The following is a 26,850-nucleotide window of genomic DNA, read 5'->3' on the forward strand; positions in this document are numbered from 1 at the left end:
GGAATACCCAAGATGCGATCCATTCACACGCAAGAGCACGCCTTCCGAAAGGTCAGCGAGATCGACTGTCCCGTCGACCTCGTGTGGGACCGGGTAACCACCCAGGAGGGCATCAACGACGAGATGGGTCCTTATCTCAAGATGACCATGCCACGCCAGTTCCGGGGGCGGTCGATCGCCGACGTCACCCCGGGTACCCGCATCGGCAAGAGCTTCCTGCTGCTGTTCGGCATCCTGCCATTCGGCTTCGACGACATCACCATCGCCAAGATCGATCCCGGCCGCATGTTCCGGGAAGAGTCCATCATGACCGGAATGCGGATCTGGGTTCATCACCGCACCCTGGAACCGTTGGGGGACAAGACGGTCGTCACCGACGAGATCACGCTGGCTCCGCAGGCACCGATGGGCCTGATCCCCGGCTGGGGCAAGGTGATGAGCCGCGTTCTGTCGGCCTTCTTCACCCACCGGCACCGCAGGCTGAGCCGGACCTTGACCGGTGCGGGCGCGGCGAGGTGAGGCGGATTCTCGCGGCGGCCGGGGCAGGTTTGCTCGGGTCCGGCTTGCTGGCCGGCTGCGCACCGGTGAACGAAGAGGCCGGAAAGCCGGTGGGGCACGCCTACGAGCTGCTGAAGTATCCCGACCCCGCGGCCGACCCTGCGGCCGAACCCCGCGCCGGATCACCTTTCGGGAGTTACCCGTTGGAGATTTCGGGCTCGGTCACCTACCTCGACGAGCAGACACCGCTTCCCACTTCGGGTGTACTGACCATCGGCCCGGGACCGCGGCGTGGTGAGGTGCAGGTCGAGCAGTACTACTCCGGCGACCGTTTCCCGTATGAGACCGGCATCGTCTCCACCGGGTCCGACGAGGCCGGAGCCGCCACTCTCGATGCGATCACGATCGTCAACCCGCTCGACTCACGCGTCTCCCTGCAATGCGCAGTGGACGGTGGAATCGACCTGGGAGATACCGGGGAACCGCGTGAACTGACCGGTTCCTGCGGCGGCGGCGCGGCGGTGCGCGGAAGCGTGCGTTCAGAAGGTACTCGGAACAGCACCTGGCGCGGTAAGCCTGTCGAACTGGTGCGCACCGTGGTCGATCTCGACGTGACCGGGGTGAGCACCGGAACGATCCACCAGGTCAACGAGACGCCCAAGGGCGGCAGTTTCCCGCTCTACACCGAGCTCAAGGTGGACCTGACCGCGCAGGGCATCCATCTGACCGAAGAGCTGGAACGCCACGTCCTACCCAGAGTCGGAGATTGAACGGCCCATGTCTGAAGACAATCAAGACCATTCGTCGCCGGCCTTGCTCGCGGACGACGTGACCAAGTCGTATCCGGGTGCGCAGACCAGTGCCGTCGACGGACTCAGCCTGACGGTACCCCGCGGCGTGGTCTACTGCCTGCTCGGCCGCAACGGTGCCGGCAAGACCACCACCATCCGCATGGCCACGACGCTGCTCGCGCCGACCAGCGGCCGCTTGGAAGTGCTCGGCATCCCTGTCGCAGAAACCGATCAGTTACGGCCGCTCATCGGCGTGGCCCTGCAGGAGGTCGCACTCGACCTGTGGATGTCACCGGTCGAACAGATCCGCATGAGCCTTGCGATGGCCGGCTGGCCGAAGTCCGAAAGGCGCATACGGGAGGACGAACTCGTCGAGCAGTTCGGCCTGGGCAAGTACCTCACCAGCAAGGTCGGGGCGTTGTCGGGTGGCATGCGCCGCCGCGTCGACGTGGCACTGGCGGTGGCGCACGACCCGAAGATGCTGTTCCTCGACGAGCCGTCCAGCGGCCTCGACATCGAGGGCAAGCAAGAGGTGTGGAACGCCATCCGATCCCTGCGCTCGCAGGGCCGCACGGTGGTGTTGACCACCCACGACATGGACGAAGCGGTCTCGCTGGCCGACGAAGTCGGAATCATCAAAGACGGCAGGTTGGTCGCCTCCGGAACGACCCAGGAATTCACCAGAAGCCATGGATTCGTCGCGGCGATCTCGTCGGGTACACCGATACCCGATACTGCCGCGCAGGGGTTGTCCGCGACCGGCTATGCCGTGGAACGCACGAGCGACACCGCGCTGACCACGGCACTCGAGTCGGCATCGGCGTCCGCTCTCGGCAGGCTCAGCGCCGAGTTGCAGCGAGTGGGACTGGGCGAGGCCGATATCGAGGTCCGGTCGACCTCACTACGTGACGCGTTTCTGGAGGCCACCCGATGAACTCCTTGTCGAACACCCTGCGGCTGTTCCGCCGCTATGTGGTTGTGGGCCTGCGTCAGCCGGTCTTCGGTTTCGTCTTCCCGATCGTCTTCCCCGTGGTCCTGGTGATCTTCGTGCGATCGATGTTCCAGCGGGTCGCCGATCTACCCGGATTCCCGCTGTCGTCCTACACCGCCTACATCGCGCCGGGTCTCATCATGCTGATCCCGATGCTGGGCGCCGGCTACGGCGCGGGCACCCTGATCGACGAGATCCGGTCCGGCTTCACCGATCGGTTGCGGCTCTACGGGGTATCGACCAGCCAGATCATGGCGGCCAAGTTCGGCTTCGAGATGTTCCGGATCCTGCCTGCCGCAGTCATCGTGATCGCGTTGCTGGCCCTGCTCGACGCCCCGCTGCGGGCCGGGATCCTCACTGCCGCACTGCTCGTCGTGCTGATGTTCCTGTGGTCGGCGGCCTACAGCTCGCTGTTCTACCTGGTCGCTCTACGCACGCTCAACCCCCAGGCACCCGTGGCGATGCTGCCACTGGCACTACCGGTGTTGTTCATCAGCCAGGCGCTCATGCCCTCGGTGTTCCTGTCGGACTGGCTTCGGTTCAGCATCAACCTCAACCCGTTCTCCCACATCGTGGCGGCAGCGTCGACCATCATGTACGGCGATTTCGACCCCGCCACCGTCATCACGGGCTGCCTTGTCGCCGTTGGCATGTTCGCCATTCTGCAGATACCCATTCACATGGTGATTCGCCGCAAGATCGGAAGGTAGTCAAGCCGTGTCAGAAGTACGCGAATTCCTCATCGAGTTCATCACCGACGAACTCGAACTTCCCGCCGAAGATGTCAACGATTTCTCGGAACTGGTCGGGGATCTGGGTTTCGACTCATTGTCGTTCGCCCTCGGGGTATCCGAGATCAAGAACCGATTCGGTGTCGTGCTCACCAAAGACGATGTGTTCGAATGCAAGACCGTCGGCGCCCTGGTCGAGCTGGTGGAGAACCGCACCTTGCTGGGGCAGCCGTGAACCGCATCCTGGCGAGACTGCAAGCCGCGGTGGAGAACACCTCGCGCGGTCTCACCGCTGCACCGGTGGATCCGGACGGCCGCTCGCGTCTCGACCAACTGACCAGGACCACCTGGGCGCAGGTGCACCGGTCCGGCCGCGCCGTCGCGGGCGGAATGCAGCAGGCCGGGGTCAAGCCGGGAGGTGCGGTGGCCGTGCTTGCCGGCGCACCGGGCGAGATAGCGCCGCTGGTGCAGGGAATCTGGATGTCCGGTGCGGCCGTGACCATGCTGCATCATCCGACTCACCGAACCGAGATCTCGGAATGGGCGGCGGATCTGATCCCGACGTTGTCGACCGTCGGCGCATCCACTGTCGTCGTCGGTAGCCCGTTGGAGGCCGCCGGCGAGGCCCTGTCCGCGGCCGGGGTGCAGACCCTGCTGCTGACCGAGTTGCTCGACGCGGCACCGGGCCCGATCGTGGAATCGGACGAGGACGCGATCGCGTTCGCACAGTTGACCTCCGGATCGACCGGCAGGCCCAAGGCCGTCGCGATCAGCTACCGCAACATCGAGGCCAACCTGGTCGGGATGGCCGCTGCTTCGGGTGCGGACCCCGAGACCGATGTCGTGGTGAGCTGGCTGCCGCTCTTTCACGACATGGGCATGATGGGCTATCTGATCACGCCGATGTGCCTGGGCATCGAGACCGTGAAGGTCACGCCGGTGGACTTCCTCGGCGATCCGCTGCTGTGGGCCGAGCTGATCACCAGGTATCGCGGAACCATGACCGCGGCACCGAACTTCGCGTACTCGGTGCTGGCGCGCAGGCTCCGCAAGGCTGCCGACGGCGCCTACGATCTGTCGTCCCTTCGGTTTGCGCTCAGTGGCGCCGAGGCCATCGATATCGCGACACTGGACCGGTTGACCGCGGAGGGCGCGCGATTCGGTCTGCGCAAGCACGCCATCGTGCCGGCCTACGGGATGGCCGAGGCGACGCTGGGAGTGTCGTTCGTCCGTCCTGGCGATCAATACCGGGTATGTGCGCAGCGGGTGGCGCTCGGGCAGCCGCTGCCGGGTTGTGAGATCCGCGTGGTGGCCGAGGACGGGACGGTGGTCGACTCGCCTAGTGTTGGTGAGCTGGAGATTCGCGGCGAGAACGTGACCCGCGGATACCGCACCGCCGAGGGGTTCGAGGCGGTCACCGATGCCGACGGATGGTTTCGCACCGGCGACATCGGCTATCTCACCGATGACGGTCAACCCGTCATCTGCGGCCGCAAGAAGGACATCCTGATCGTCTCGGGCCGCAACGTCCATCCTGAGGACATCGAGCGAAGCGTGGCCGGCGTGACCGGCGTTCGCTCGGGGGGCGTTGCAGCGGTGCGGTTTTCCGCAGCGACTGCCGGCGAGGGGTTCTCCATGGTGGCCGAATCGGCGCTGCACGACGACGCTGCCGAGATCGCGCGGATCCGTGCCGAGATCGCCGATCGAATCTATCGGCGGCTCGGGCTCAGCCCGCGGGCCGTGCACGTGGTGCCGGCCGGCTGGCTGCCCAAGACCTCCTCGGGCAAGTTGCGACGGTTGGAGACGACGGCGCGGCTGGCCCGGCTGGGACAACCCGGGGAGCGTGAACTCGCCCGATGACAGTGCGGGACAGGAGTTCCCGTGTTGTCCAGGTAGGTGCGGGATACCTGCGTCGCCATCCGGTGGCGGCGCTGGCCACCGTCGGTGAGCAGGTGGTATTCGGATTGACGACGATCCGGTTCTGCGTCACCGACCTGATGGCCGGGCGTTTTCAGTGGACCGAGTTCGTTCGGCAGGCGGCGTTCATGGCCGGGGCGGCCGTGATGCCGACGATCCTGGTGGCGCTGCCGATCGGGGTCACCTTGTCGATCCAGTTCGCGCTGCTGGCCGGACAGGTCGGCGCGACCTCGCTCGCCGGTGCGGCCAGCGGTCTGGCCGTCGTGCGACAGGCCGCCTCGCTGGTCGCCGCACTGCTACTGGCCGCGGCGGTGGGCGCCGCGATGACCTCGGATCTGGGTTGCCGGACCATGCGCGAGGAGACGGCCGCGATGGAGGTGATGGGTGTTTCGGTGATCCGCAGGCTCGTCGTGCCCCGGTTCGCGGCCGCGATCGTCATCGGGGTCGCCCTGACCGGGGTGGTGTGCTTCGTCGGGTTCCTGTCGAGCTACCTGTTCAACGTCTACGTACAGGGCGGTGCGCCAGGGAGCTTCATCGCCACCTTCGCTTCGTTCGCCACCACGGGCGACATGCTGCTCGCATTGTTCAAATCGGCGGTGTACGGCGCGATCGTCGCGGTCGTGTCCTGCCAGAAAGGGTTGGCCGCCGGGCCGGGGCCGGCAGGCGTGGCCAACGCGGTCAACGCCGCGGTCGTGGAATCGGTTCTGGTGCTGATGACGGTGAACGTCACGGTGAGCCAGCTCTACACCATGCTGTTCCCACGGACGGGACTGTGAGATGACCCAGCCCGTGATGATGCGTCCGGTGGCGCGCTTCGGACATTTCGTCGCCTTCTCCACGCACGCCCTTGCCGGTGTGCCGCTGGCCCTGCGCCGGTACCGTCGGGAGTTCCTCCGGCTGGTCTCCGACATCACCTGGGGTAACGGCTCGATCGTGGTCGGCGGCGGCACCGCCGGGGTGATCGTTGTCCTCGGCATCACCACGGGCGCCCTGATCGCGGTCGAAGGGTATGACTTCCTGAATCTGCTCGGACTCGGTCCGGCGACCGGGATCATCTCGTCGTTGGTCACCACCCGCGAGCTGGCACCGATCATGGCGGCCCTGGCGTTCGCGGTTCAGGCGGGCTGCCGGTTCACCACCCAGATCGGGTCGATGCGGATCTCCGAGGAGATCGACGCGATGAATTCGCTTGCGATAAGGCCGATTCCGTACCTCATCACCACACGTCTGCTGGCCTCGGTGGTCGCGATCATCCCTCTGTACGCCGCATGCCTGGGCATCTGCTACCTGTCCTGCCAGATCATGGTGGGCTTCATCAGCGGCGGGTCGCTCGGCCCATACCTGCACTACTTCACGTTGCTGATCAGCGGTCCTGACATCGTGTACTCCACGGTGAAGGCCGTCGTGTTCGTCTGGATCGCGGCAACGGTGCAGTGCTACTACGGCTTCTGTGCCGGTGGTGGTCCGGAGGGGGTCGGTATCGCGGCGGGGCACGCCATGCGGGCCGGCATCACCGTGGTGATCATCGTCAACATGCTGTTGACCATGGCCCTCTGGAGCGTGAATACCGGTGCAAGGCTGGGTGGTTGACGGTGACGAGCATGGTCGACCTGGACGGGAACCATCTCACCGGAAGGCAGCTGATCCGGCGTGGCACGGTGGCGTTGGCGGTGGTCGGTGTGGTGGCCTCGGCGCTGCTGGTCAAATCGGCCGGGCTGTTCGACCGCAGCCTGCACGTGGTGGCCGAACTGCGCAACATCGGCGACGGTCTGCCGGCCCGTTCGGATGTGAAGTTCCGCGGGGTGCTGGTCGGTGCGGTGGAAGGGGTCGAGCCCGGCACCGGCGAACAGCCGAGTCAAGTTCGCATCCGGTTGGAATCCTCCTATGCACACGGTATTCCGGCCGGCGTGTCAGCCCGGGTGGTACCCAGCAACGCCTTCGCGGTGTCCTCGGTGCAGCTGGTCGAGACCGCCGGCGGCTCGGGGGGTGCGATCCGGGACGGTGGGCGGATCCCGGAGGACACCGCTCTGCCGACGGTGTTGTTCCAGACCACTATCACCAAACTGCGTGACATCCTCGCGGCAGCGGGCCGGGGGCGCGACGATCACACCGTCGGCGTGCTCGCCGCCGTCGCGGCAGCCACCAACAACCGGCGCGGGCAACTGCTGACATCTGCGGCCGAACTCAACCGGCTCATCGATGAGCTGAATGCCGTCGTCGCGACCGATGAAGGGCCGTCGACGATTTCGGCGTTGGCGGCAGCTGCGCGCGGTCTGTCTCAGACGGCGCCCGACCTCGTCTCGGCGTTGCATGAGGCGGTCGTGCCCATGCGGACCCTGGTCGAACAGCGCCGTAGCCTCGAGGATTTCCTCGCGGCCGCCGCGCACACCACGGGTACCAGCGACCGATCGCTGGACAATCAGACCGACCGGCTGGTCCACATCACCACCGACCTGACCCCGGTGCTGGGTGTACTGGCCCAGAACGCCCAGCATTTCGTGCCGATCAGCCAGCGGATGACCAGGTTCTCCGACACGTTCTTCGCCGAGGTCTGGGACTCCGAACTCGACACCGCGCGTGGCCGGGTGAATCTCTCGTTCACGCCCTCGTTCACCTACACCCGCGCCGACTGCCCGCGATACGGAGAGCTGGTGGGGCCGAGTTGCTTCACCGCACCCGAGGTGCCCGTCCGGGCCGACCTCCCCGAAGTTCTGCTGCCGCAGAACTATCAGCCGCCGCCGGATCTGGCCCCACCGCCGGGTACGGCCATCGGGGAGAACGGCAACCTCGTCGCGGTACCCGGTGGCGCGGCCCCCGCCTCGTTCGGCGGCAACGTCGGCCCGGTCGGCAGCGGCCAGGAGCGCGACCGGCTGGGCGAGATCGTCGGAGAACCCGCGACGGTGGCCACCCAACTGCTTCTGGGGCCCGTCGCACGCGGGACTGTCGTCACGCGAACGCCGCTGCCCACACCCGAACCCAAGTAGGAGATCAACGATGTCCAGATCTGCCCTGGCGGCCGACTCGATACGACGCCGCGGCCCGCTACTGGGTCTGTGCCTGTTCCTGGTGGTCGCCACCGTGCTGACCTGGCTGGTCTATGTCACGCTGCGGCGCGACGTCAGCGGTCCGGCCGCGTCTTACTCGGCGGTGTTCACCGATGTCTTCGGTCTCCGTGAGGGCGACGATGTGCGAGTGGCGGGGGTCCGGGTGGGCCGCGTCCAGGGGATCGAGTTGCAGGGCACCTTGGCCAAGGTGTCGTTCATCGTGCAGGAAGGCCACCGCCTCACCGGCGGCACCGTCGCGTCGGTCAACTACCAGAACATCGTCGGGCAGCGATATCTCGCATTGGACCGCGGTCGTGAAGGGCCCGCCGGTGAGCTCCCGGCGGGGGCGGTGATCGGGATCGATCGCACCGAGCCGTCCTTCGACATCGGCACCCTGCTCAACGGCTATGAGCCGCTGTTCGCCGTCCTGGACTCCGAGCAGGTGAACAACCTCACCAACGCCGTCGTCGGATCGCTGCAGGGCGACACCGCCGCCATCACCCAGTTGGTCGACCAGACATCGGTTCTCACCGAGACGTTCGTGGGCCAGGACCGAACGCTCGACCGGATCATCGCCGGGATGGACGGTGCGATGGGCAACCTGTCCGGCCAGAACGACAACTTCGAGCGCACCATCACGGCCGCCCGAAATGCGGTGTCGGCCTTCGACAATCGCCGTCAACCTCTGGTGACGTCTCTGGGCGCGATGACGGCTGTGGCGGGCAACCTGTCTCGGATCGGGCAGGACGTGCAACCGACCATCCGGGACATGCTCAATCGCGAGCCCGGCTACACCCGCCACATGCTCGACATCGAACCGCAGATCGCCTACACGGGGCTCAACACACCGCTGTTGTTGAAGGGATTGTCGCGGGTGTTCGGCGAAGGGGCCTACATGAACGCCTATGCGTGTGACGTCAACGCCTACGGGTTCTTCCCCGGCCTCAACGACATCGTGCCGATCGTCGTCGACGCCGCGACGCCCGGCGGTACCGCCAAGCACACCCCCAAGTGTAGGAGCATGGCCAATGGCTGACGAGGTTTCCAGGAAGGCCTGGCTCGGACTTTTGGCCGTCCTCACAGTGGGCGGCCTGATCGCGGCGATGCTGCTGGTCAAGGAGGCCGGTATCGGATATCACCGCTACACAGCCGAATTCGCCCAGGCGGCCGCCTTGCGCGCCGACGACATCGTGGCGGTCGCGGGCATCCCGGTGGGAACGGTCACCGCTGTCCGCCTCGCCGGGGACCACGTCGAGGCCGACATCCGCGTGCGTGACTATGTGCCGGTGGGCCGCGACACCCGTGCCGCGATCAAGGTGACCACGTTGTTCGGGTCCCGCTATCTCGACTTGCGACCGGCCGGCGACGGGCGGCCCGGCGACCACACCATCGACCTGGCCCACACCGACGTTCCCTACGATCTGCAAGCCGCCCTTGCGGATTCGACGAGAACCTTCGAGCAGGTCGACGCCGACCGGATCGCTGCTTCGCTCGACGTCCTGAGTCGGCAACTGGACGGACTGCCCGCGGTGGTGCCCCAGGCGATGGACAACGTACGCGCGTTGTCGTCGGTGATCGCGCAGCGTCGCGACCAGCTCGGCAACCTGTTGCTCAACACCGAACACGTCACCAGCATGTTGCGGCGCCAGCAGTCCGAGATCGGCAACTTCATCCGTCAGGGCCAGGACCTCGTGGGCGAATTCGTTGCGCGTTCGGCCGCCTTTCACGCACTGATGCAGTCCCTGCGGTCGGTGGTGAGCTCGCTGCACACCATCGCGGTGCACGACCGGGCCGCACTGGACGACGTGCTTGCCACCATGGAACAGCTCAGCGGGAAGTTCGCCGAGCAGGATGCGCTGTTCCGGAACCTCCTGCAGATTGCGCCCGTCCCGATCCGTCAGATCGCGAACGCCACCGGGTTCGGCAATGCGATCGAGACCAACGCCCCGGCAGGCGCCCTGATCGATTCCTGGATGTGCGCCATCAGCGGGCGAGCCGAGCAGTTCGGGATGATTCCCTATCTGAAGGACTGCAAATGATCGGCCGGCGCAAGCGCCTGATGATCGCCGCGGCGCTGATCGCCGTGTTGGCAGTGGTCGCCGGGGTGGGCCGGTACCTGATCACCCATCGCGGCCACAGCATCACCGTCACCGCACAGTTCGACAGTGCGGCAGGGCTGTACGTCGGAAATGTGGTGGCAGTACTGGGCGTTCCGGTCGGCCAGGTCACCCGGGTGACGCCGAAGGGCGGCTATGCCGAGGTCGACTTCACCGTCGATGAGGCGGTCGCGATACCGGCGGACGTCGAGGCGGTGACGCTGTCCACCTCGATCCTGACCGACCGTCAGATCGAGCTGTCACCGCCGTATCGCGGGGGGCCGACGCTGCGCAACGGCGACACCATCGGTCTGCACCGCACCAAGACCCCGGTCGAGTTCGACCGGGTCCTCGGGATGCTGGACAAGCTGGCGATGTCTCTACGCGGGGACGGAGCAGGGGGCGGTCCGGTGGCCGACCTGCAGAACGCGGGCGACGGTGTGGTCTCCGGGCACGGTGAGCAGATCAGGGCCGCCCTCGACGAACTGTCGCGCGCACTGCGGTTGAGTTCTGACGGCGGTGCCCGCACCCGGCAACAGGTGACCACGATCATCACCAACCTCGGTTCGCTACTGGACGCGGCCGCCGGCAACGATGCGAAACTGCGTGAATTCGGGTCCACGGTGCGCCAACTCAGCCAGATTCTGGCCGTCGAGGACTTCGGGTCGGGCACCACCGGCAGGCAACTCAACGAGGTGGTGGAGAAGACCGGGCAGATCCTGTCGGCGAACCGGGATCTGATCAAGCAGGGAATCGCCAACGGCGACACCAGCATGCGGACCCTGAACGACCGCCAGCGTGAGCTTGCGGAGTTCTTCGACGTGCTTCCGCTGATGGCCGACAACCTGTACAACGCGATCGATCAACGCAACGGTGCCATCCGCGCGCATTTCCTGGCCGATCGCATGGTGTTCGACGGCCAGATGGCCAAGGAGGTCTGCAACATGATGGGTCTGCGCCAGCTCGGCTGCAGCACCGGCACCCTGCAGGACTACGGCCCCGACTTCGGGCTGACCAACATGCTCGACGGTCTCGCGGCGATGGGTCAGAAATGACTGCTGCACGAGCACATCTGCGCCGGTTGCTGGGATTGTTTTCGGCGGCGTTGCTGACCGCGGGATGTGCCACGAACGGTCTGGCGGACCTGCCGTTGCCTGCGCCCGGGCTCGGGTCGGGTGGCTACCGGCTGACGGTGGTGTTCGCCAATGCGCTCAATCTGCCCGAGCATGCCAAGGTCAAGCTCGGCGGGGCCGACATCGGACAGGTCGAGGACATGTCTGCCCGCGATTTCACCGCGGTCACGACGCTGCGGATCAGTGACGATGTCAGGCTGCCGGTAGGCAGCACGGCCGAACTCCGTTCGGCCACACCGCTGGGTGATGTCTTTGTGTCGATCGTTCCGCCTCGCAACGGTGAGGCGGGAACACCTTCACTGCGAGACGGCGACAGCATCGGCCTCGACTCCACCACGGCGGCGGCGACCGTCGAGTCGGTGCTGAGTTCGGCGGCGGTCCTGGTCAACGGTGGCGCCGTCCACAACCTGACCAACATCGTCAACGGCATGGGTAAGGCGGCCGGGCCAGATGGCCGCGCCTTCGGTGACCTGGTGGCCAAATCGAACCGGCTGCTGAGCACGGTGAATGCGCGCTCGGCACAGATCGATTCCGCGATGACCGAGACCACTCGACTGGCCGAGCTGTTGGCGTCCAAAAACCATGAAGTCGGCGAACTGCTGCAGGCCGCGGCGCCGGCCACCGAGACACTGGCCGACAACACTGCCCGGGTGACCGGCCTCGTCCTCACGCTCGGTGACATCTCGCAGAACCTGGCGAAGTTCCCGTCCATCGCCGGAACGGATTCCAGCGGTCGCAGCGTGATCGCGGATGCGGACACGATCGCGCGCGCGTTCAACGACGTCGTCGTGGACCCGCAGACCAGCTTGGCCTCGCTGAACCGGCTGTACGCGCCGTTCATCAAGATGACGGCGGGCACGTCGATGGCAGGGGCGGCCGGGATCGACCGGCTGGTCCTCGGATCGATTCCCGATGCCGGGTTCCCGGGGGACCCCGGGCTGCACGGTCCCAAACGGGCCGATTGGCATCAGTTCGTCGGGTCGATCAAGTTCGTGCTCTGGCGCCTGCAGGAACGGGTCGTCGGCCGAGGGCCACAACAGTGAGCGGCTCCCCGCGCAGCGCCTGGGTCGCGCTGGCGGCGTTGGCGCTCACCTTGGTCGTGTCGGTCGCCTACCTGATGGTCGGCGTGCTGCATGTGCGACCACTGTCGGCGACCTACCGCGTGACGGTGCAGCTTTCGGAATCCGGCGGGCTCCTGCCCAATCAGGATGTGACCATGCACGGGGTGCGGGTGGGCAAGGTCGAGGAGCTCGCGTTCACGCCCGGTGGTGTCGAGGCAGTACTGAGACTGTCGGACGACGTTCGCATTCCGGCGTCGAGTTCGGTCCGGGTCTCGGCCCTGTCGGCGGCCGGCGAGCAGTACCTCGACTTCTCGTCGGCCTCTGACGGCGGCCCGTATCTGGGCGACGGTGCCGTGATCGCCCGCGAACGTACGGCTGTGCCGGTCCCGATGGCCGAGTTGCTGGCCCACGCGGACGGCGTTCTGGCGCAGGTGGATCCGCAGAAGCTGGAGCGGGTCAAGAAGGAGCTGAGCCTGAGTGACGCCGGGCCGCAGAAGCTTTCCGCGATCGTCGACGGCGGGACGTTCCTGCTGTCCACGCTGGATTCGGTGCTGCCGGAGACGGTGGGCATCATCCGCAGCAGCCGGGTCGTGTTCTCCTCGGCGGTGGATGTGAACGGGGGAATCGCCACCACGGCAACCAATCTGCGCCACACGCTGACGGGTGTGGCCGGGATGGAGGACGGCTACCGCACGCTGCTCGGCCGGTCTCCTGCGACGCTGGGTGCGATCGACAACCTGTTCACCGACAACTCGGACACCATGGTGCAGTTGCTGGGAAACCTGGCCACCGTCGCGCAGCTGTCCTACGTCCGGGTGCCCGCGCTCGCCGCGCTCTTCCCCGACTACCGTGGTTCGGCGCTGGAGGCCTTCATCAGCACCATGCACGAGCACGGACTGTGGGTGACCGCCGACATCTATCCGCGGTACGCCTGCGATTACGGCACACCTCGGCGCCCACCCTCGGCGGCCGACTATCCCGAACCGTTCCTGTACACGTACTGCCACGACGACGATCCGAGCTTGCTGGTTCGCGGTGCCCGCAATGCTCCGCGCCCGGCGGGCGACGACACGGCGGGCCCTCCGGCGGGCGCGGACCTGGCCACCACGGCCGATCCGACGCCGCCGGGCCGCTATACGATTCCGACTCCCTATGGCGGGCCGACGCTGCCGATCGAGCCGCCGCGCTGATCGCATCCGCGTTCCGGCCACCAGTCGGCGATCACGACGATCAACCGCAGGAGTCGGACGAACCAGGTCATCGCGGCGAGCTTGAGCCGTTCGCGAGCGCGAGAATGCCGGGACATATGAAAATGGTAATCATTTCCAACAGGGTCTCGACTGGGCGGGCTAGCTGAACGGCGAAAGCTCGATCCCTTCGGTGGTCAGCCGCGTCCGTACCGCGGTGGCGATGTCGACCGCGCCAGGCGAGTCTCCGTGCACGCAAATCGATTCCACGTCGATGGCAACTCTGGTCCCGTCCGCGGCGATGACGTGTCCGGTCGTCGTCATCGCGGCCACCCGGTCGGCGATCACCGCGGGGTCGTGCAGGACAGCGCCGGGCTCGCGGCGTGGCACGAGCGTGCCGTCGGGCCGGTAGGCGCGGTCGGCGAAGGCCTCGGCCACCGTACGCAGGCCGACCTTCCGGGCCTCCTCGAAGAACACCGATCCGGACAGGCCGAGCACCGGCAGGCGAGGGTCCACGGCATGCACCGCCGCCGCCACCGCGGCGGCCTGTTCGCGGTGAGTGGAAATGGCGTTGTACAGCGCGCCATGGGGTTTCACGTAACTCACCGTGGTGCCGGCCGCCTCGGCCACTGCGCGCAAGGCCCCGATCTGGTAGATGATCTCGGCCGTCAGGTCTTCTGGCGTGACATCGATGAACCGCCTGCCGAATCCGGCCAGGTCCCGATAGCTGACCTGAGCACCGACCCGCACCCCGCGCTCGGCGGCGCCACGGCAGGTGTGCAGCAGCAGCGGCGGATCGCCGGCGTGGAAACCGCACGCGATGTTGGCGCTGGTGACCAGGCCCAGCATGGCCTCGTCATCGCCGAGCTTCCAGGCGCCGAAGCTCTCGCCCAGATCGGCATTGAGGTCGACGGATACGGCCATGCGTCCAGCCTAAGGGGACGGCTCGGACGGCCATCCATTCTCCGAGACGAACTCGGGGAGCGGGCGACCGACGGTCCAGTGCTCGATCTCCAGCACCGGCCGGTCCGGGAACTCGGGCACCGGGCCCAGGCAGAGGATCGCGACCGGCTCGGCGTCACCGGGCATACCCATCAGCTGGGCCAGTGGCAGCGGCTGGAAGATCGACACCCACCCCATGCCGAGCCCCTCGGCGCGGGCGGCCAGCCACATGTTCTGGATCGCGCACGACACCGATGCCAGGTCCATCTGCGGCAACGTGCGGCGGCCGAAGATATGCCGGTCCCGGTTCTCGCCGAGTGCGACCACGAACAGTTCGGCGCAGTCGAGGATGCCCTCGACCTTCAGCGCCAGGAACTCGTCGCCGCGGGAACCCAGTGCGTCCGCGGTGTTGATGCGTTCCTCGTCGACCAGCGCGTGAATCTTCTTGCGTAAGGCGTCGTCGGTGATCCGGATGAACCGCCACGGCTGCATCAGGCCCACACTCGGGGCGGCGTGGGCGGCCTGCAACAAGCGGCCGAGGACCTCGGGCGCGACCGTGCTGCCGGGGACGAACTGGCGCATGTCGCGACGTTCGGCGATGGCGCGGTAGACGGCGCGGCGCTCGTCGGAACTGAAGGCGTGCTCGGACACGGATCGAGCTTAGGCGGACTCTCGGGAGTGCCGAGCAGGCACTCTAATTGAAAATGAATGTCATTAATGATAAGAGTTTGGGGTGCTGAACAGGGCCTTGGTGGCGGTGCTCGTGGCCCTGCTGGTCGCCGGGTGCACCACCACTGCGGAGGCCCCGCAAGCGGCATCGCCGCGGGAGGCTCAGCGGCCGGTGACGCGTCTGGTCCTGGTGGATCGGCAGACGGGCGCCGGCGCGGTGCTCGATGTCGCGGACTCTGTCGAGACCGGGGTTGGGCAACACGGCCGCGTCGACGCCCTGGGTGGTGACGGCAGGTACGCCTACCTGCACGGCGATGCCGGTGTGACGATCCTCGACGGCGGGGCATGGACGTTCGACCACGGCGACCATTCGCACTTTTACGACGCACCACCGGCAGTGGTGGGACGGATCGACGGCCGGGTCGCCGCAGTGCGGGGATCCGGCGCGCTGGCCGTGGCCCGTAGTGCTGACGGCGCGGTCACCGCGCTGGATCGGGATGCTTTCGCCCGGGGTGAGGTGACAATGTCGTCCGTCGCTCGCGATCACCAAAAAGCAGCAGCCGCAGTCGCATTGGGGACCGACCTGTTGACCGTCGGCGAGCGGGGAATCGTCAGCACTGCCGCCGAACCGCCCGCTGTACTCGGGGACTGCCCGGATGTCACCGATGCGGTGGCGCTCCGCCGGTCAGTCGTGTTCGGTTGCCGTGACGGTGCGATGAAGATCTCCCGTCGCAGCGGAGCGCTGGTCGCCGAGAACATCCCGTTCGGGTCGGTTCGTCCCCGAGAACCTCTGGGAACGTTCGGCTTTCGCAGGCAGGGCAGTTCTCTGGCGGCTGTAGCCGGTGACGAGGTGTGGCTGCTCAACGGCCGCCGTTGGGTGTCTATGCGGCTTCCCGGTGTGGTCGCGGTCAACACCACCGATGCCACCACCGTGCTGGCCGTGACTCAAGACGGCGTTCTGCACGCGCTCGACGTGGCGGCCGGGGTCCACACCGGCCGCCTCGAACTGCTCGACGCTCCCGTCGGCACGCCGGTGATCGAGGTCGGTGCCGGGCGGGCCTACGTCAACGACGCAACGGCAAGGGCGGTACACGAAATCGACTACGCGAAGGGCCTACGGGTCGAGCGCACGCACCGGACGAGCGTCATCCCAGATTTTCTGGTGGCCGCGGGCTGGTGATTCCACCCAACAAAAAAGGAGACCGAATGCCGAACTCTTCGAAGGCCCTGGTGCTGGCCGGTGCGCTCGCGGCGGCGCTGACCGGTTGCGGCGGTGGTGAAACGCCGTCGGCGGCACGAGAGCCGATACCTGATCCGCTGGTGGTCACCTATGACGGTGGGTTGTATGTGCTGGACGGCAACAGCTTGCAGGTCAAGGCCGATGTCCCGATGGACGGGTTCCTGCGCGTCAACCCGGCCGGCGACGATTCCCATGTGCTGGTCTCCACCGGGGAGGGGTTCCGGCTGCTCGACGCCTCGGCGGGCGAGTTGACCGACACCACGTTCGCCGCCGAGGAACCCGGTCACGTTGTCACCCACGGTGAACACACGGTGCTGTTCGCCGACGGGACCGGCGAGATCACCGTGCTCAACCCGCACGATATCGCCGCCGCCGCGCCGCGAATGAGAGGCATGAAAACACCGGAGCCGCATCACGGCGTCGCGGTGGTACTCGACGACGGGAGTTGGGTGCGCAGCGAAGGCAATCCCGACGAGCGCAGCGGTGCGGTCGCCTTCGACGCCTCGGACCGGGAGATCGCCCGCAGTGCCGAATGCCCCGGCATCCACGGAGAAACGGTGGTGGAGTCCACCACCATCGTATTCGGCTGTGAGAACGGTGTTCTGACCTACGCCGACGGCGCCTTCACAAAGATCGGCGCCCCGGACGCATATGGCCGGGTGGGTACCGTGCGCGGGCACCAGGACTCACCGGTGGCATTGGGCGACTACAAGGTCGATCCCGATGCCGAGCTGGAACGGCCCAACCGGTTCGCCCTCGTCGACACCTCGACCGGCCAGCTGCGGCTGGTGGCCCTGCCGCAGTCGGTCAGCTACTCGTTCCGCTCGCTGGCGCGCGGGCCGCATGCCGAAGGCCTCATCCTGGGCACCGACGGCAACCTCCACGTCATCGACCCGGTGTCCGGGCGCACCGTCAAGACGATCGCGGTCGTCGAGCCGTGGACCGAGCCCGACGACTGGCAGCAGCCCCGGCCCAGCGTGTTCGCCCGCGGCCACGACGTGTTCGTCAGCGATCCGGCCACCAGGCAGATCCACATCGTCGACATCGAATCCGGCACGAAAGGCGCGTCGGTGACCCTCGAGCAGGCACCCAACGAGCTCGGCGGCACCGTGGGCCACGCGCACTAGCCGGAGCTCAGTGCGAGTGCGTGACGTTCCAGACCGGAAGCGGGTCCGGGTAGCCGGCCCAGGCCTGCTGCCCCTCGGCCAGTTCGGCGTCGGTGAGCAGGGCCTGTCCGAGCAGTCGGCGGACCTTGTCCCGGTCGAGCTTGATCCCGATGAACACGATCTCCTGGCCGGGCGCGATCTCCGTGCCCGACCAGTACTGGGCCGGCTCGATCACCAGGTTCGGGCCGGCCTGTGACCAGATGGCGGCGATCGTCGGGCGGCTGGCGATCCAGCAGAATCCCTTGCTGCGCAACACCCTTGTCACCTGACCGAGGGCGTCGCCGAGGCGCTGCGGGTGAAACGGCCGGTCGGAGCGGAAGGTCATCGAGCTGATGCCGTACTCCTCGGTCTCGGGGGTGTGCCCGTCGGCGATCTCCTCGTCCCAGCCCGGGGTCTGGGCGGCGGCCACCGGATCGAACAGCCCGGTGCCCAGCACCTCGCCGATGTCGACGACGCCGTGGTCGGTCCGGATCAGCTTGGCAGTCGGATTCAGCCTGCGCAGCAGCGTTTCGACGGTGTCGAGGATCGCCGGGCTCACCAGGTCGGTCTTGTTGAGCAGGATCACGTCGGCGAACTCCACCTGATCGGTGAGCAGGTCGGCGATGCTGCGGGCATCGCCCTCGCCGGCGGCCAGATCCCGGTCGGCCAGGCCTTCACCGCGGACGATCTCGCTCAGGAACGTGGACGCGTCGACCACCGTCACCAGGGTGTCCAGTTTCGCCAGCCGGCCGAGCTGGAACCCGTCCTCGAACTCCCACTCGAACGTCGCCGCGACCGGCATGGGCTCGGAGATTCCGGTCGATTCGATGACCAGGTGGTCGAACCGGTTCTGCCGAGCCAGCGCGCCGACCGCCTCGACCAGGTCTTCGCGCAGGGTGCAGCAGATGCAGCCGTTGGTGAGTTCGACCAGCTTCTCCTCGGTGCGGTCGAGGTGGCCTTGTCCGGCGATCAGCGCCGCATCGATGTTGACCTCGCTCATGTCGTTGACGATCACCGCGACGCGCTTGCCCTCGCGGTTGGCGAGGATGTGGTTGAGCAGTGTGGTCTTGCCGGCGCCGAGGAAGCCGGACAGGACGGTGACGGGCAGCAGGTCGGACATCGCACTCCTTAATGAAAATGATTTTCAATAACTCATCATCCGGACGTGCGTCAGCTAATGCAAACGGTTATCGTTATCGCTGTGCTCACGCCCCTGAACCTCCGCGCCGCCGCCACCGCGTTGCTGCTGGCCACCCCATTCGCTCTCGCCGCCTGCGGCTCCGAAGAAACCCAGCAGTCCGATGCCGGCGCGAACTGCGTGACGACCCCGGTCGACGTCGTCGTCAGCGTCGATCAGTGGGGCGACATCGTGTCCGCACTGGGCGGCGACTGCGCCAAGGTGACCACCGTGCTCGCCGGCTCATCCGTCGATCCGCACGACTTCGAACCCTCGCCCGCGGACGCGGCCAAATTCCAGGGCGCGCAGATGGTGGTGATCAACGGCGGTCACTATGACGAGTGGGCGGCCAAGCTGGCCCAGAGCACCGCACCGGACGCCGTCATGGTCTCCGCCATCGGGGCCGGCGATGACGACCATGACCATGACCACGGCGACGGCGGCCACGCTCACGAGCACTCGAGCAACCCGCACGCCTGGTACAACCCCGCTGCGGTGACCGGCCTGGCGGACACGATCACCGAAGAGTTGAGCCAGTTGGCTCCGGACGCGCGCGACTACTTCACGCAGCGGCGCGCCGAGTTCACCACCTCGATGCAGCCCTACCAGCAGCTGATCACAGATATCAAGAACAAGGCCGCCGGTAAGCGCTACGCCGCCACTGAAGCGGTGTTCGACGACATGGCGGCCGCTGTCGGCCTGGTCAACGCCACGCCCGCGGGTTACCAGGCCGCCTCGTCCAACGAGGCCGACCCGTCGCCGGCCGACCTGGACGCGTTCCTGCGTCTGCTCGCCGATCACGGCGTCGACGTGCTGATCTACAACACCCAGACCGAGGGCTCGCTGCCCGGACAGATCCGGGCCGCCGCCGAGAGCGCCAGAATTCCGGTGGTCGATGTCACCGAAACGGTGGCGCCGGGCACGGATTCGTTCGAGGCTTGGCAGGTGAACCAGTTGACGGCGCTCGCCAAGGCTCTCGGTGTCGAGTCCTAACAGTCAATCTGAACCCGCTCTCGTCTTCGACGACGTCAGTGCCGTACGCGGGGGTCGGCTGATCTGGTCGGAGGGCACGTTCGAGATCCCGACCGGTGGCATCGTCGCGCTCATCGGCTCCAACGGATCGGGCAAGTCCACGATGTTGCAGGTCATTTTGGGTCTGCTGCCCGCGGCGTCGGGTTCGGTGCGGGTGCTCGGTTCAGCGCCGGGCGAGCACAACGACCTGATCGGCTACGTCCCGCAGGATTACACGGCAGGCGCGGGCGAGGCAATCCGGGCCCGGGGCGCGGTGACCCTCGGCCTCACCGGGCGACGATGGGGTTTCACCCGCACCTCGGCAGCCGAAAAAGCCCGGGTCGACGAGGCCTTGGAGTGGGTCGAGGCCGCCGAGTTCGCCACCATGCGACTGTCCGAACTGTCCGGGGGCCAGCGGCAGCGCATCGCGTTGGCCAATGCCCTTGTCGGACATCCGAAGATGCTCATCCTCGACGAACCGCTGGCCGCCCTCGACTTGCGCAACCAGCACGAGATCGTGCAACTGCTGGCCCGGCTCAACCATGACCTCGGCGTGACGATTCTCGTTGTGGCCCATGACCTCAACCCGTTGCTGAGTGTGCTCGACAGTGCCATCTACCTGCTCGACGGCCACGCTCACCACGCGGCCATCGACGAGGTGGTGGACGCCGACCTGCTGACCCATCTGTACGGAACCAAGGTGCAGGTCGCCCACACCCCGCTGGGCCAGATGTACATGAGGAGCGGGTGATGCCGGCGAGCCTGCAGGCTGCGGGTACGTTCGCCCAAGGCAGTCTGGCACTGGGCTACCAGCACAACTGGTGGCAGATCCTGACCTCGGCCTTCATGCGCAACGCGCTGATCGGCGGCACGCTGGTGGCGCTTGCCGCCGGGCTGATCGGTTATTTCGTCATCGTGCGCAACACCGCGTTCGCCGCCCACGCGCTGGCCCACATCGGCCTGCCCGGCGCCACCGGTGCGGCACTGCTCGGACTGCCGGTCGGGATGGGGCTGCTGACGTTCTGCGTCGGCGGGGCCTTGGTGATCGGGGCACTGGGCAGCCGGGCCCACGACCGCGAGGTCGCCACCGGCACGGTGTTGGCCCTGGCCACCGGCTTCGGGTTGTTCTTCAACTCGCTGGCCACCAAGAACTCTTCCACGCTGACCAACGTGTTGTTCGGCAACCTGCTTGCCATCACGCATCAGCAGTTGCTGACCTTCACCGCACTGCTGCTCCTGTTGGCCGCCACCGTCGTATTCGTCTTCCGCCCATTGCTGTTCGCATCGGTCAACCCGCAGGTGGCCGAGGCCAAAGGCGTGCCGGTTCGCGCCCTGTCGGTGCTGTTCATGGTGCTGTTGGGAATCGCGGTGACGATGGCGGTGCTCGCCGTGGGCACGTTGCTGTTGTTCGCGCTCGTGGTCACCCCGGCCGCGACGGCAATCATGGTGACCGCGCGACCGGTTCTGGCGATGACGATCTCGACCGCGATCAGCGTCCTGTCGGTGTGGACGGGTCTGGTGGTGTCAGCAATCTTCAACATGCCGCCGAGCTTCGTGATCGTGACGATCGCCTGCGGGATCTGGCTGGCGGTGTGGACGGTTGACCGGGTGAGGAATTCGACGGTCCACTAGCCTCGGGAAGCATGCCGAGGAGTCCCCACCCGCCGCGGCGGGCCACCCTGGCGTCGCTGGCGGCCGAACTCAAGGTCTCGCGGACCACGATCTCCAACGCATACAACCGCCCTGACCAGCTGTCCGCCGAGCTTCGCGACCGGATCTTCGATGCGGCCAAGCGGTTGGGCTATGCCGGGCCCGATCCGGTGGCACGTTCCCTGCGCACCCGGAAGGCCGGTGCCGTCGGGCTGATCATCACCGAGCCGCTCAACTACTCGTTCAGTGACCCCGCCGCGCTGGATTTCGTTGCCGGACTTGCCGAGTCCTGTGAGGCGGTGGGCCAGGGCCTGTTGCTGGTGGCGATCGGGCCCAACCGCAGTTTCGAGGACGGCGCGGCGGCGGTGCTCGCGGCCGGCGTCGACGGCTTCGTGGTGTATTCGGCCTCCGACGACGATCCGTACCTGCCGGTGGTGCGGCAGCGTCACTTGCCGGTCGTGGTGGTGGATCAGCCGAAGGACGTGCCCGGGGTCTCGCGGGTCAGCATCGACGATCGCGGCGGGATGCGCAGGCTGGCCGAGCATGTGCTTGAGCTGGGCCATCGCGACATCGGTCTGCTGACCATGCGGCTGGGTCGGGACTGGCCGCACGAGGACACGAAACCCGCACTGGCAGATCCGGATCGGGTGCTCTCCCCGCATTTCCACGTACAGCGTGAACGGATCCACGGGGTGTACGACGCGATGACCGCCGCCGGTCTGGCACCGGACACCCTCACGGTGGTCGAGAGCTATGACCATCTGCCGACCTCCGGCGGGGCGGCCGCCGAGGTGGCCTTGGAGGCCAATCCCCGCATCACCGCGCTGATGTGCACCGCCGACGTACTGGCCCTGTCGGCCATGGACTATCTGCGGTCACGGGGCATCTACGTGCCGGGGGAGATGACGGTGACCGGGTTCGACGGGGTGCCGGAGGCGTTGCGGCGCGGCCTGTCCACGGTGGTGCAGTCCAGCGTGGCCAAGGGGCGGCGGGCCGGCGAACTGTTGCACAATCCGCCGCGGGATGGGTTGCCGGTGATCGACGTGCTCGACACAGAAGTGGTGCGCGGTCGGACCTCGGGCCCGCCGGCCTAGCTTCCGTTGCGCTCGTCGAGCAGGAATTTCAAGGCGGCGACGACATCTTCGGGGCCTTCGACGCGGTAGCCCGCCAGCGTCTCGCCCGGCCCTACCTTGACTCCGACGTCGCCGTCTTGGAGCCGGCGGAACGCTTTCTCGTCGGTGACGTCGTCGCCGAAGTAGATCACCGCCGAGGCTTGATGTTCGGCGCGCAGGATGTCGATGGCCTCGCCCTTGTCGGTGGTGATCACCGCGAACTCGAGCACGGCTTTGCCCTTGGTCAGCTGCGCATCCCAGGCTTGTGCGGATTCGAGTGCCTGCGTGCACGCGGCCTCGGCGTCGGCGGGTTCGGCGTTGCGGACGTGCAGGGCCACGCTAGCCGGTTTGAGTTCGACGGTCACCCCGGGCCGGGCGGCGGCGATCGCGGTGAGCTCGGCACCGATCCGATCGAGGAGGTCGCGGTCGATGGGATGGGAGAACCCGGAGTCGAATTCGGCTCCGTGGCTGCCGACCATGTGCACGGCCGCGGGCATCCCGGACAGCTCCCGCAGTACCTCCAACGCTCGGCCGGAGATCAGGGCGGTGGAGGTGTCCGGGCATCGAGCCAGCGCCACCAGGGCGTCGGCGCCGTCGCGCAGTGGGCGGGCGTCGGCCGGGTTGTTGACGATCGGGGCCAGGGTGCCGTCGAAATCAGAGGTGATGAGCAACCTGTCGGCGCGGGCGGCCGCGGTCAGCGCTTCGGTCAGATCGGCGGGAAGGCTCACCCGCTAGATCTTAGGTTTGTCCTCAGCGCCGATCAGCAGTCGCACGGCCAGGTCGAGGCGCTTGCTGACGTCGGTGGCCGAGGCCCGCCGGGTTAGCCAGGCCAGCAGGTTCGACAGCCACACATCCGAGATGACCCGGGCGATGTGGTACTGATCCTCGGTCGGCTCACCGTCGCTCATGGCGCGCGCGAACATCGAGTCCATCAACTTGCCGACGTGGTCCACCTCGCCTGCGGCGGAGGCGTCGGCGAAGACGAACGCCCGCGTCATGGCCTCGGTGAGCAGCGGATTGCGCTGCATGGCCCGGTTCAGCTTGCCGACCATGAAGCTCAGCCGCTGGTAGGGGGTGCCGCCGGAGAGGGCGGCCCGGTCGGTCTTGGCGTCGATGCGCTCGAACTCGCGGCCGAGGGCAGACACCAGCAGATGGACCTTGGACGGGAAGTAGCGGTAGAGCGTGCCGACGGCGACATCGGCGCGTTCGGCCACGGCGCGCATCTGGACAGCTTCGTAGCCGCCCTTGGAGGCGATGGCCAGGGTGGCGTCCAGGATGCGCTTGCGACGCTCCCGCTGTGCTTCTGATCCCAGTTCGGATTCGGCGAGGACAGCCACGTTCAGAACCTCACGCGGTCGGGTTTCGGACCCGGACGATTCACTGCCTGCCTGTGGTGCGCTGGACATGCGGTGTGTGGCCCCCTCTCGTGGCGTACCTCGTCGAAAACGATACGCACGGCAATCTCCTTCTACGCACCTCCGCGCCGGTAAACACACGGACGTGTCCTGCTGTGATGCGGGTCGACTTGACGGTCGAACGCTGTCACCATTAGAACACGTTCTAGTGGGAAGCACGGACTTCTCGCGTTAGGGGCTAGGAGGTCCACCATGTCCGGCGCGTCCGCGACCATCACCGACGAGCAGTTTGCCGCCCGTGACCTGGTGCGTAGCTGGGCGGCCGCAGCCGCTACAGCCACCGCCGTCCGCTCCGCCGAACAGGATGCCGACGCGTGGCGTACGCCGTTTCAGGGTCTCGCCGAACTAGGGATCTTCAGCGTCGCGGTCCCCGAGGAGCAGGGCGGGGCCGGCGGCACGGTCGAGGATCTGTGCGCGATGGTCGACGAGGCCGCCGCCGCGCTGGTGCCCGGTCCGGTCGCCACCACGGCCCTGGCCACCCTGGTCGTCAGCGATGAGGCAGTGCTGGAGGCACTGGTGTCGGGTGAGCGCAGCGCCGGCGCGGCTCTGTACGCCGACCTGACGCTGTCCGGAGACGCAGTGTCGGGCACAGTCGACTACGTACTCGGTGCCGATACCGCCGGAGTGCTGTTGCTGCCGGCCGGTGACCGGGTGGTTCTGGTCGACGGAAGCGCCGCCGGGGTGAGTGTCGAACTGCTGCTCGCGACGGACTTCTCGTTGCCGCTGGCCCGCGTGGTGCTCGATTCGGCGCCCGCCCAGGTGCTCGACGTCTCGCGGCAGCGGTTCACCGACATCGCCGCGACCCTACTGGCGGCCGAGGCCGCCGGGCTGGCCCGCTGGACCCTGCAGACCGCCACCGAATACGCCAAGGTGCGCGAGCAGTTCGGCAAGCCGATCGGCAGCTTCCAGGCCGTCAAGCACATGTGTGCCGAGATGCTGTTGCGCTCCGAGCAGGTCTCGGTGTCGGCGGCCGACGCCGCCCGCGCGGTGTCGGAGTCCGACGACTCCCAGCTGTCGGTCGCGGCCGCGGTGGCCGCCGCCGCGGGCATCGAGGCGGCCGAGTCCAACGCCAAGGACTGCATCCAGGTGCTCGGCGGTATCGGCATCACCTGGGAGCACGAGGCGCATCTGTATCTGCGTCGCGCATATGGGATTTCGCATACGCTCGGCGGCCGGCGCCGCTGGATCCGCCGGGTCTCGGCGCTGACGCAGCAGGGCGTGCGGCGTGAACTTCGGATCGACCTGGATTCGGTGGCCGACCTGCGTCCGGAGATCAGCGCCGCGGTCGCCGATGTGGCCGCGCTGCCAGTGGAGAAGCGGCAGGTGGCCCTGGCGGAGTCCGGCCTGCTGGCCCCGCACTGGCCGAAGCCCTATGGTCGCAACGCATCTCCGGCCGAGCAGCTGCTGATCGATCAGGAGCTCGCGGCGGCCGAGGTGGAACGCCCGGATCTGGTGATCGGGTGGTGGGCCGTGCCGACCATCCTGGAGCACGGCAGCCCGGAGCAGATCGACCAGTTCGTGCCGGCCACCCTGCGCGGCGACCTGGCCTGGTGCCAGCTGTTCTCCGAGCCGGGCGCCGGCTCCGACCTGGCCGCGCTGCGCATGAAAGCCGTTCGCGCCGAAGGCCCCAACGGCGAGCCGGGTTGGAAGCTGACCGGGCAGAAGGTGTGGACCTCGGCGGCGCAGAAGGCGCATTGGGGCGTGTGCCTGGCCCGCACCGATGCCGATGCTCCGAAACACAAGGGCATCACGTACTTCCTGATCGACATGAAGACGCCCGGCATCATGATCCGCCCGCTGCGCGAGATCACCGGTGACGAGCTGTTCAACGAGGTGTTCTTCGACGACGTGTTCGTGCCCGACGAGATGGTGGTGGGCACCGTCAACGACGGCTGGCGGCTGGCCCGCACCACGCTGGCCAACGAGCGGGTGGCGATGGCCGGTGGTACCGCGCTGGGCAATCCGATGGAGGAGCTGCTGCGCACCCTCGGTGCCAAGGCGGATGTTGACCCGGCCGACCTGGACCGGCTGGGCGGGTTGATCCTGACCGCGCAGGTGGGTTCGCTGCTGGATCAGCGGATCGCCCAACTGGCGGTCAGCGGCCAGGACACCGGCGCACAGGCCAGCGCTCGCAAGCTCATCGGGGTGCGCTACCGCCAGGCGCTGGCCGAGTTCCGCCTCGAGTTGTCCGACGGCGGGGGTGCGGTGCGCAACCAGGAGGTGCACGATTTCCTCAACACGCGCTGCCTGACGATCGCCGGTGGCACCGAGCAGATCCTGCTGACCGTCGCCGGCGAGCGCCTGCTGGGCCTGCCGCGCTAGGACTTTCTTCCGCGAACAGACGCAAATGTCCCCGACACGCCGTGGTTTCGGGGACATTTGCGTCTGCTCGCGCGATTAGTCGCCCCGCAGGTACGCCGCCAGCATCGTGACGATGCCGTCCTCGAGTTGTTCGGCATCGGCGGGCTTGTCGCAGGCCAGCAGTCGGTGGGTGAGTGATTCGACGGTGGCGACCACCATGCGTGCGGCGAACGTGGTGTCGGCCACCGCCACCTCAGAGTGATTGTCCAGCAAGGCTTTTACCGCGCCCACCGCGTCCGCTTCGACGCGGTGCAACCGGTCCAGGAGCGCCGGCGCCCGGGGAGCTTCCTCGAACAGCACCCGGTGCAGCCGGGTGTCGTCGCGGTGGTTGTCGATGGCCGCCCGGACGAACAGCCGCAGCAGGCCTTCGATTGATTCGGGCAGGCCCGCGGCCGTGCGTTCGCGCAGCAGCGCCGCGCCGGCGTCGACGTGCGCGTCGGTGAGTGCCGACAGGATCGCGTCCTTGTTCGGGAAGTACTGATACAGCGAGCCGATCGACAGATCGGCTGCTGCGGCGATGCGGTTGGTGGTGCCGCCGGCGTACCCGTATTCGGCGAAAACGCGAGCCGCCGCCTCGAGGATGGCCCGGCGAGTTTCGACCGCGCGTTGCTGTCTGGGCTGCTTGCGGGGCCGGAAGCGGTCCGTCGGCGTCATCGTCATCTCCGCGGGAAAAGCGAGT

The 26,850-nt window shown here is 67.3% G+C and carries 28 protein-coding genes; 21 read left to right on the plus strand and 7 right to left on the minus strand.

Annotated elements, in window-relative coordinates:
- Positions 1-12: 12 nt before the first annotated feature.
- The 14 genes from K6L26_RS05180 to K6L26_RS05245 all read left to right on the plus strand — a co-directional run bounded on the left by K6L26_RS05180 (position 13) and on the right by K6L26_RS05245 (position 13,452).
- Positions 13-519 carry an Rv1443c family protein gene (locus K6L26_RS05180; protein WP_019343377.1) on the plus strand — a complete coding sequence of 169 codons (507 nt, stop codon included), beginning with the start codon at positions 13-15 and terminating at the stop codon, positions 517-519.
- On the plus strand, positions 516-1,268 hold the full coding sequence (locus K6L26_RS05185; protein WP_019343376.1) for a hypothetical protein: 753 nt from the start codon (positions 516-518) through the stop codon (positions 1,266-1,268). The genes K6L26_RS05180 and K6L26_RS05185 overlap by 4 nt, the downstream gene beginning before the upstream one ends.
- 7 nt (positions 1,269-1,275) lie before the next feature.
- On the plus strand, positions 1,276-2,223 hold the full coding sequence (locus tag K6L26_RS05190) for an ABC transporter ATP-binding protein (protein ID WP_221852812.1): 948 nt from the start codon (positions 1,276-1,278) through the stop codon (positions 2,221-2,223).
- A complete protein-coding gene (locus tag K6L26_RS05195) occupies positions 2,220-2,990 on the plus strand; it encodes an ABC transporter permease (RefSeq protein ID WP_221852813.1) in 771 nt (256 codons plus the stop codon). Before K6L26_RS05190 ends, K6L26_RS05195 begins: the two co-directional genes overlap by 4 nt.
- A gap of 7 nt (positions 2,991-2,997) precedes the next feature.
- Positions 2,998-3,246, plus strand: coding sequence for an acyl carrier protein (locus K6L26_RS05200; protein WP_019343373.1), 249 nt, complete (start codon positions 2,998-3,000; stop codon positions 3,244-3,246).
- Positions 3,183-4,871, plus strand: coding sequence for a fatty acyl-AMP ligase (locus K6L26_RS05205; protein WP_276081321.1), 1,689 nt, complete (start codon positions 3,183-3,185; stop codon positions 4,869-4,871). The genes K6L26_RS05200 and K6L26_RS05205 overlap by 64 nt, the downstream gene beginning before the upstream one ends.
- A complete protein-coding gene (locus tag K6L26_RS05210; protein ID WP_221852814.1) occupies positions 4,868-5,704 on the plus strand; it encodes an MlaE family ABC transporter permease in 837 nt (278 codons plus the stop codon). The genes K6L26_RS05205 and K6L26_RS05210 overlap by 4 nt, the downstream gene beginning before the upstream one ends.
- Before the next feature lies 1 nt (position 5,705).
- Entirely contained in the window at positions 5,706-6,518 is an 813-nt protein-coding gene (locus K6L26_RS05215) for an MlaE family ABC transporter permease (RefSeq protein ID WP_221852815.1), read from the plus strand.
- 11 nt (positions 6,519-6,529) lie between these two features.
- Entirely contained in the window at positions 6,530-7,912 is a 1,383-nt protein-coding gene (locus K6L26_RS05220) for an MlaD family protein (RefSeq protein ID WP_221852816.1), read from the plus strand.
- A gap of 10 nt (positions 7,913-7,922) precedes the next feature.
- On the plus strand, positions 7,923-9,008 hold the full coding sequence (locus K6L26_RS05225; RefSeq protein ID WP_221852817.1) for an MlaD family protein: 1,086 nt from the start codon (positions 7,923-7,925) through the stop codon (positions 9,006-9,008).
- The gene (locus K6L26_RS05230) at positions 9,001-10,011 is read left to right on the plus strand and encodes an MlaD family protein (protein WP_221852818.1); all 1,011 of its coding nucleotides are present in this window, start codon (positions 9,001-9,003) and stop codon (positions 10,009-10,011) included. Before K6L26_RS05225 ends, K6L26_RS05230 begins: the two co-directional genes overlap by 8 nt.
- Entirely contained in the window at positions 10,008-11,123 is a 1,116-nt protein-coding gene (locus K6L26_RS05235; RefSeq protein WP_221852819.1) for an MCE family protein, read from the plus strand. The genes K6L26_RS05230 and K6L26_RS05235 overlap by 4 nt, the downstream gene beginning before the upstream one ends.
- Positions 11,120-12,244, plus strand: a complete 1,125-nt coding sequence (locus K6L26_RS05240) for an MlaD family protein (RefSeq protein ID WP_221852820.1) — start codon at positions 11,120-11,122, stop codon at positions 12,242-12,244. Before K6L26_RS05235 ends, K6L26_RS05240 begins: the two co-directional genes overlap by 4 nt.
- Before the next feature lie 74 nt (positions 12,245-12,318).
- Positions 12,319-13,452, plus strand: coding sequence for an MlaD family protein (locus K6L26_RS05245; RefSeq protein WP_221853340.1), 1,134 nt, complete (start codon positions 12,319-12,321; stop codon positions 13,450-13,452).
- Here the strand turns inward: K6L26_RS05245 and K6L26_RS05250 are convergent.
- Genes K6L26_RS05250 through bluB form a run of 3 tightly spaced genes read right to left on the minus strand, consistent with a single transcriptional unit; the run spans position 13,413 to position 15,042 of the window.
- Positions 13,413-13,568, minus strand: coding sequence for a hypothetical protein (locus K6L26_RS05250; RefSeq protein WP_165611133.1), 156 nt, complete (start codon positions 13,566-13,568; stop codon positions 13,413-13,415). The two genes, K6L26_RS05245 and K6L26_RS05250, sit on opposite strands and share 40 nt — an antisense overlap.
- Before the next feature lie 43 nt (positions 13,569-13,611).
- Complete coding sequence (locus K6L26_RS05255) at positions 13,612-14,373, minus strand: LamB/YcsF family protein (protein ID WP_019343597.1); 762 nt, start codon at positions 14,371-14,373, stop codon at positions 13,612-13,614.
- Positions 14,374-14,382: 9 nt separating this feature from the next.
- Positions 14,383-15,042: a 5,6-dimethylbenzimidazole synthase gene (gene bluB / locus K6L26_RS05260; protein WP_019343598.1), complete on the minus strand. Its 660-nt coding sequence runs from the start codon at positions 15,040-15,042 to the stop codon at positions 14,383-14,385.
- An 82-nt stretch (positions 15,043-15,124) separates the two neighbouring features.
- Between bluB and K6L26_RS05265 the strand changes: the two genes are divergently transcribed.
- Entirely contained in the window at positions 15,125-16,240 is a 1,116-nt protein-coding gene (locus K6L26_RS05265) for an ABC transporter (protein ID WP_221852821.1), read from the plus strand.
- A 26-nt stretch (positions 16,241-16,266) separates the two neighbouring features.
- Positions 16,267-17,427: a zinc metallochaperone AztD gene (gene aztD, locus K6L26_RS05270; protein WP_221852822.1), complete on the plus strand. Its 1,161-nt coding sequence runs from the start codon at positions 16,267-16,269 to the stop codon at positions 17,425-17,427.
- 7 nt (positions 17,428-17,434) lie between these two features.
- Here aztD and K6L26_RS05275 read toward each other — a convergent pair whose 3' ends face one another.
- Positions 17,435-18,565, minus strand: coding sequence for a GTP-binding protein (locus K6L26_RS05275; protein ID WP_221852823.1), 1,131 nt, complete (start codon positions 18,563-18,565; stop codon positions 17,435-17,437).
- Between the two features lie 57 nt (positions 18,566-18,622).
- Between K6L26_RS05275 and K6L26_RS05280 the strand changes: the two genes are divergently transcribed.
- From K6L26_RS05280 to K6L26_RS05295, 4 genes are read left to right on the plus strand one after another with little or no spacing between them, the layout of a single operon-like run.
- Entirely contained in the window at positions 18,623-19,615 is a 993-nt protein-coding gene (locus K6L26_RS05280; RefSeq protein ID WP_221853341.1) for a metal ABC transporter solute-binding protein, Zn/Mn family, read from the plus strand.
- Positions 19,602-20,384 (plus strand): metal ABC transporter ATP-binding protein, encoded by a 783-nt coding sequence (locus K6L26_RS05285; RefSeq protein WP_065063480.1) that lies wholly within the window; start codon positions 19,602-19,604, stop codon positions 20,382-20,384. Before K6L26_RS05280 ends, K6L26_RS05285 begins: the two co-directional genes overlap by 14 nt.
- Positions 20,384-21,265, plus strand: a complete 882-nt coding sequence (locus K6L26_RS05290; RefSeq protein WP_076216122.1) for a metal ABC transporter permease — start codon at positions 20,384-20,386, stop codon at positions 21,263-21,265. The genes K6L26_RS05285 and K6L26_RS05290 overlap by 1 nt, the downstream gene beginning before the upstream one ends.
- Before the next feature lie 11 nt (positions 21,266-21,276).
- Positions 21,277-22,377, plus strand: coding sequence for an Rv3575c family transcriptional regulator (locus tag K6L26_RS05295; protein WP_019344743.1), 1,101 nt, complete (start codon positions 21,277-21,279; stop codon positions 22,375-22,377).
- Here K6L26_RS05295 and otsB read toward each other — a convergent pair.
- Positions 22,374-23,123 (minus strand): trehalose-phosphatase, encoded by a 750-nt coding sequence (gene otsB, locus K6L26_RS05300; protein WP_065063478.1) that lies wholly within the window; start codon positions 23,121-23,123, stop codon positions 22,374-22,376. The genes K6L26_RS05295 and otsB overlap by 4 nt on opposite strands.
- Positions 23,124-23,126: 3 nt before the next feature.
- Positions 23,127-23,801: a cholesterol catabolism transcriptional regulator KstR gene (gene kstR, locus K6L26_RS05305; RefSeq protein ID WP_019344741.1), complete on the minus strand. Its 675-nt coding sequence runs from the start codon at positions 23,799-23,801 to the stop codon at positions 23,127-23,129.
- A gap of 201 nt (positions 23,802-24,002) precedes the next feature.
- Between kstR and K6L26_RS05310 the strand changes: the two genes are divergently transcribed.
- Complete coding sequence (locus K6L26_RS05310) at positions 24,003-26,132, plus strand: acyl-CoA dehydrogenase family protein (RefSeq protein WP_221852824.1); 2,130 nt, start codon at positions 24,003-24,005, stop codon at positions 26,130-26,132.
- Between the two features lie 75 nt (positions 26,133-26,207).
- Here the strand turns inward: K6L26_RS05310 and K6L26_RS05315 are convergent, their stop codons facing one another.
- The gene (locus K6L26_RS05315; protein ID WP_245008694.1) at positions 26,208-26,825 is read right to left on the minus strand and encodes a TetR/AcrR family transcriptional regulator; all 618 of its coding nucleotides are present in this window, start codon (positions 26,823-26,825) and stop codon (positions 26,208-26,210) included.
- Positions 26,826-26,850 lie beyond the last annotated feature (25 nt).

Source organism: Mycobacterium farcinogenes (genome assembly GCF_019739075.1).
GTDB lineage: Bacteria > Actinomycetota > Actinomycetes > Mycobacteriales > Mycobacteriaceae > Mycobacterium > Mycobacterium senegalense.

Coding starts and splice junctions, on each gene's coding strand:
- K6L26_RS05180 (WP_019343377.1), top strand. CDS start 13: ATGCGATCCATTCACACGCAAGAGCACGCCTTCCGAAAGGTCAGCGAG.
- K6L26_RS05190 (WP_221852812.1), top strand. CDS start 1,276: ATGTCTGAAGACAATCAAGACCATTCGTCGCCGGCCTTGCTCGCGGAC.
- K6L26_RS05195 (WP_221852813.1), top strand. CDS start 2,220: ATGAACTCCTTGTCGAACACCCTGCGGCTGTTCCGCCGCTATGTGGTT.
- K6L26_RS05205 (WP_276081321.1), top strand. CDS start 3,183: ATGCAAGACCGTCGGCGCCCTGGTCGAGCTGGTGGAGAACCGCACCTT.
- K6L26_RS05210 (WP_221852814.1), top strand. CDS start 4,868: ATGACAGTGCGGGACAGGAGTTCCCGTGTTGTCCAGGTAGGTGCGGGA.
- K6L26_RS05215 (WP_221852815.1), top strand. CDS start 5,706: ATGACCCAGCCCGTGATGATGCGTCCGGTGGCGCGCTTCGGACATTTC.
- K6L26_RS05220 (WP_221852816.1), top strand. CDS start 6,530: ATGGTCGACCTGGACGGGAACCATCTCACCGGAAGGCAGCTGATCCGG.
- K6L26_RS05225 (WP_221852817.1), top strand. CDS start 7,923: ATGTCCAGATCTGCCCTGGCGGCCGACTCGATACGACGCCGCGGCCCG.
- K6L26_RS05230 (WP_221852818.1), top strand. CDS start 9,001: ATGGCTGACGAGGTTTCCAGGAAGGCCTGGCTCGGACTTTTGGCCGTC.
- K6L26_RS05235 (WP_221852819.1), top strand. CDS start 10,008: ATGATCGGCCGGCGCAAGCGCCTGATGATCGCCGCGGCGCTGATCGCC.
- K6L26_RS05240 (WP_221852820.1), top strand. CDS start 11,120: ATGACTGCTGCACGAGCACATCTGCGCCGGTTGCTGGGATTGTTTTCG.
- K6L26_RS05245 (WP_221853340.1), top strand. CDS start 12,319: ATGGTCGGCGTGCTGCATGTGCGACCACTGTCGGCGACCTACCGCGTG.
- K6L26_RS05250 (WP_165611133.1), bottom strand. CDS start 13,568: ATGTCCCGGCATTCTCGCGCTCGCGAACGGCTCAAGCTCGCCGCGATG.
- K6L26_RS05255 (WP_019343597.1), bottom strand. CDS start 14,373: ATGGCCGTATCCGTCGACCTCAATGCCGATCTGGGCGAGAGCTTCGGC.
- aztD (WP_221852822.1), top strand. CDS start 16,267: ATGCCGAACTCTTCGAAGGCCCTGGTGCTGGCCGGTGCGCTCGCGGCG.
- K6L26_RS05275 (WP_221852823.1), bottom strand. CDS start 18,565: ATGTCCGACCTGCTGCCCGTCACCGTCCTGTCCGGCTTCCTCGGCGCC.
- K6L26_RS05280 (WP_221853341.1), top strand. CDS start 18,623: ATGCAAACGGTTATCGTTATCGCTGTGCTCACGCCCCTGAACCTCCGC.
- K6L26_RS05290 (WP_076216122.1), top strand. CDS start 20,384: ATGCCGGCGAGCCTGCAGGCTGCGGGTACGTTCGCCCAAGGCAGTCTG.
- K6L26_RS05295 (WP_019344743.1), top strand. CDS start 21,277: ATGCCGAGGAGTCCCCACCCGCCGCGGCGGGCCACCCTGGCGTCGCTG.
- kstR (WP_019344741.1), bottom strand. CDS start 23,801: ATGTCCAGCGCACCACAGGCAGGCAGTGAATCGTCCGGGTCCGAAACC.
- K6L26_RS05310 (WP_221852824.1), top strand. CDS start 24,003: ATGTCCGGCGCGTCCGCGACCATCACCGACGAGCAGTTTGCCGCCCGT.
- K6L26_RS05315 (WP_245008694.1), bottom strand. CDS start 26,825: ATGACGCCGACGGACCGCTTCCGGCCCCGCAAGCAGCCCAGACAGCAA.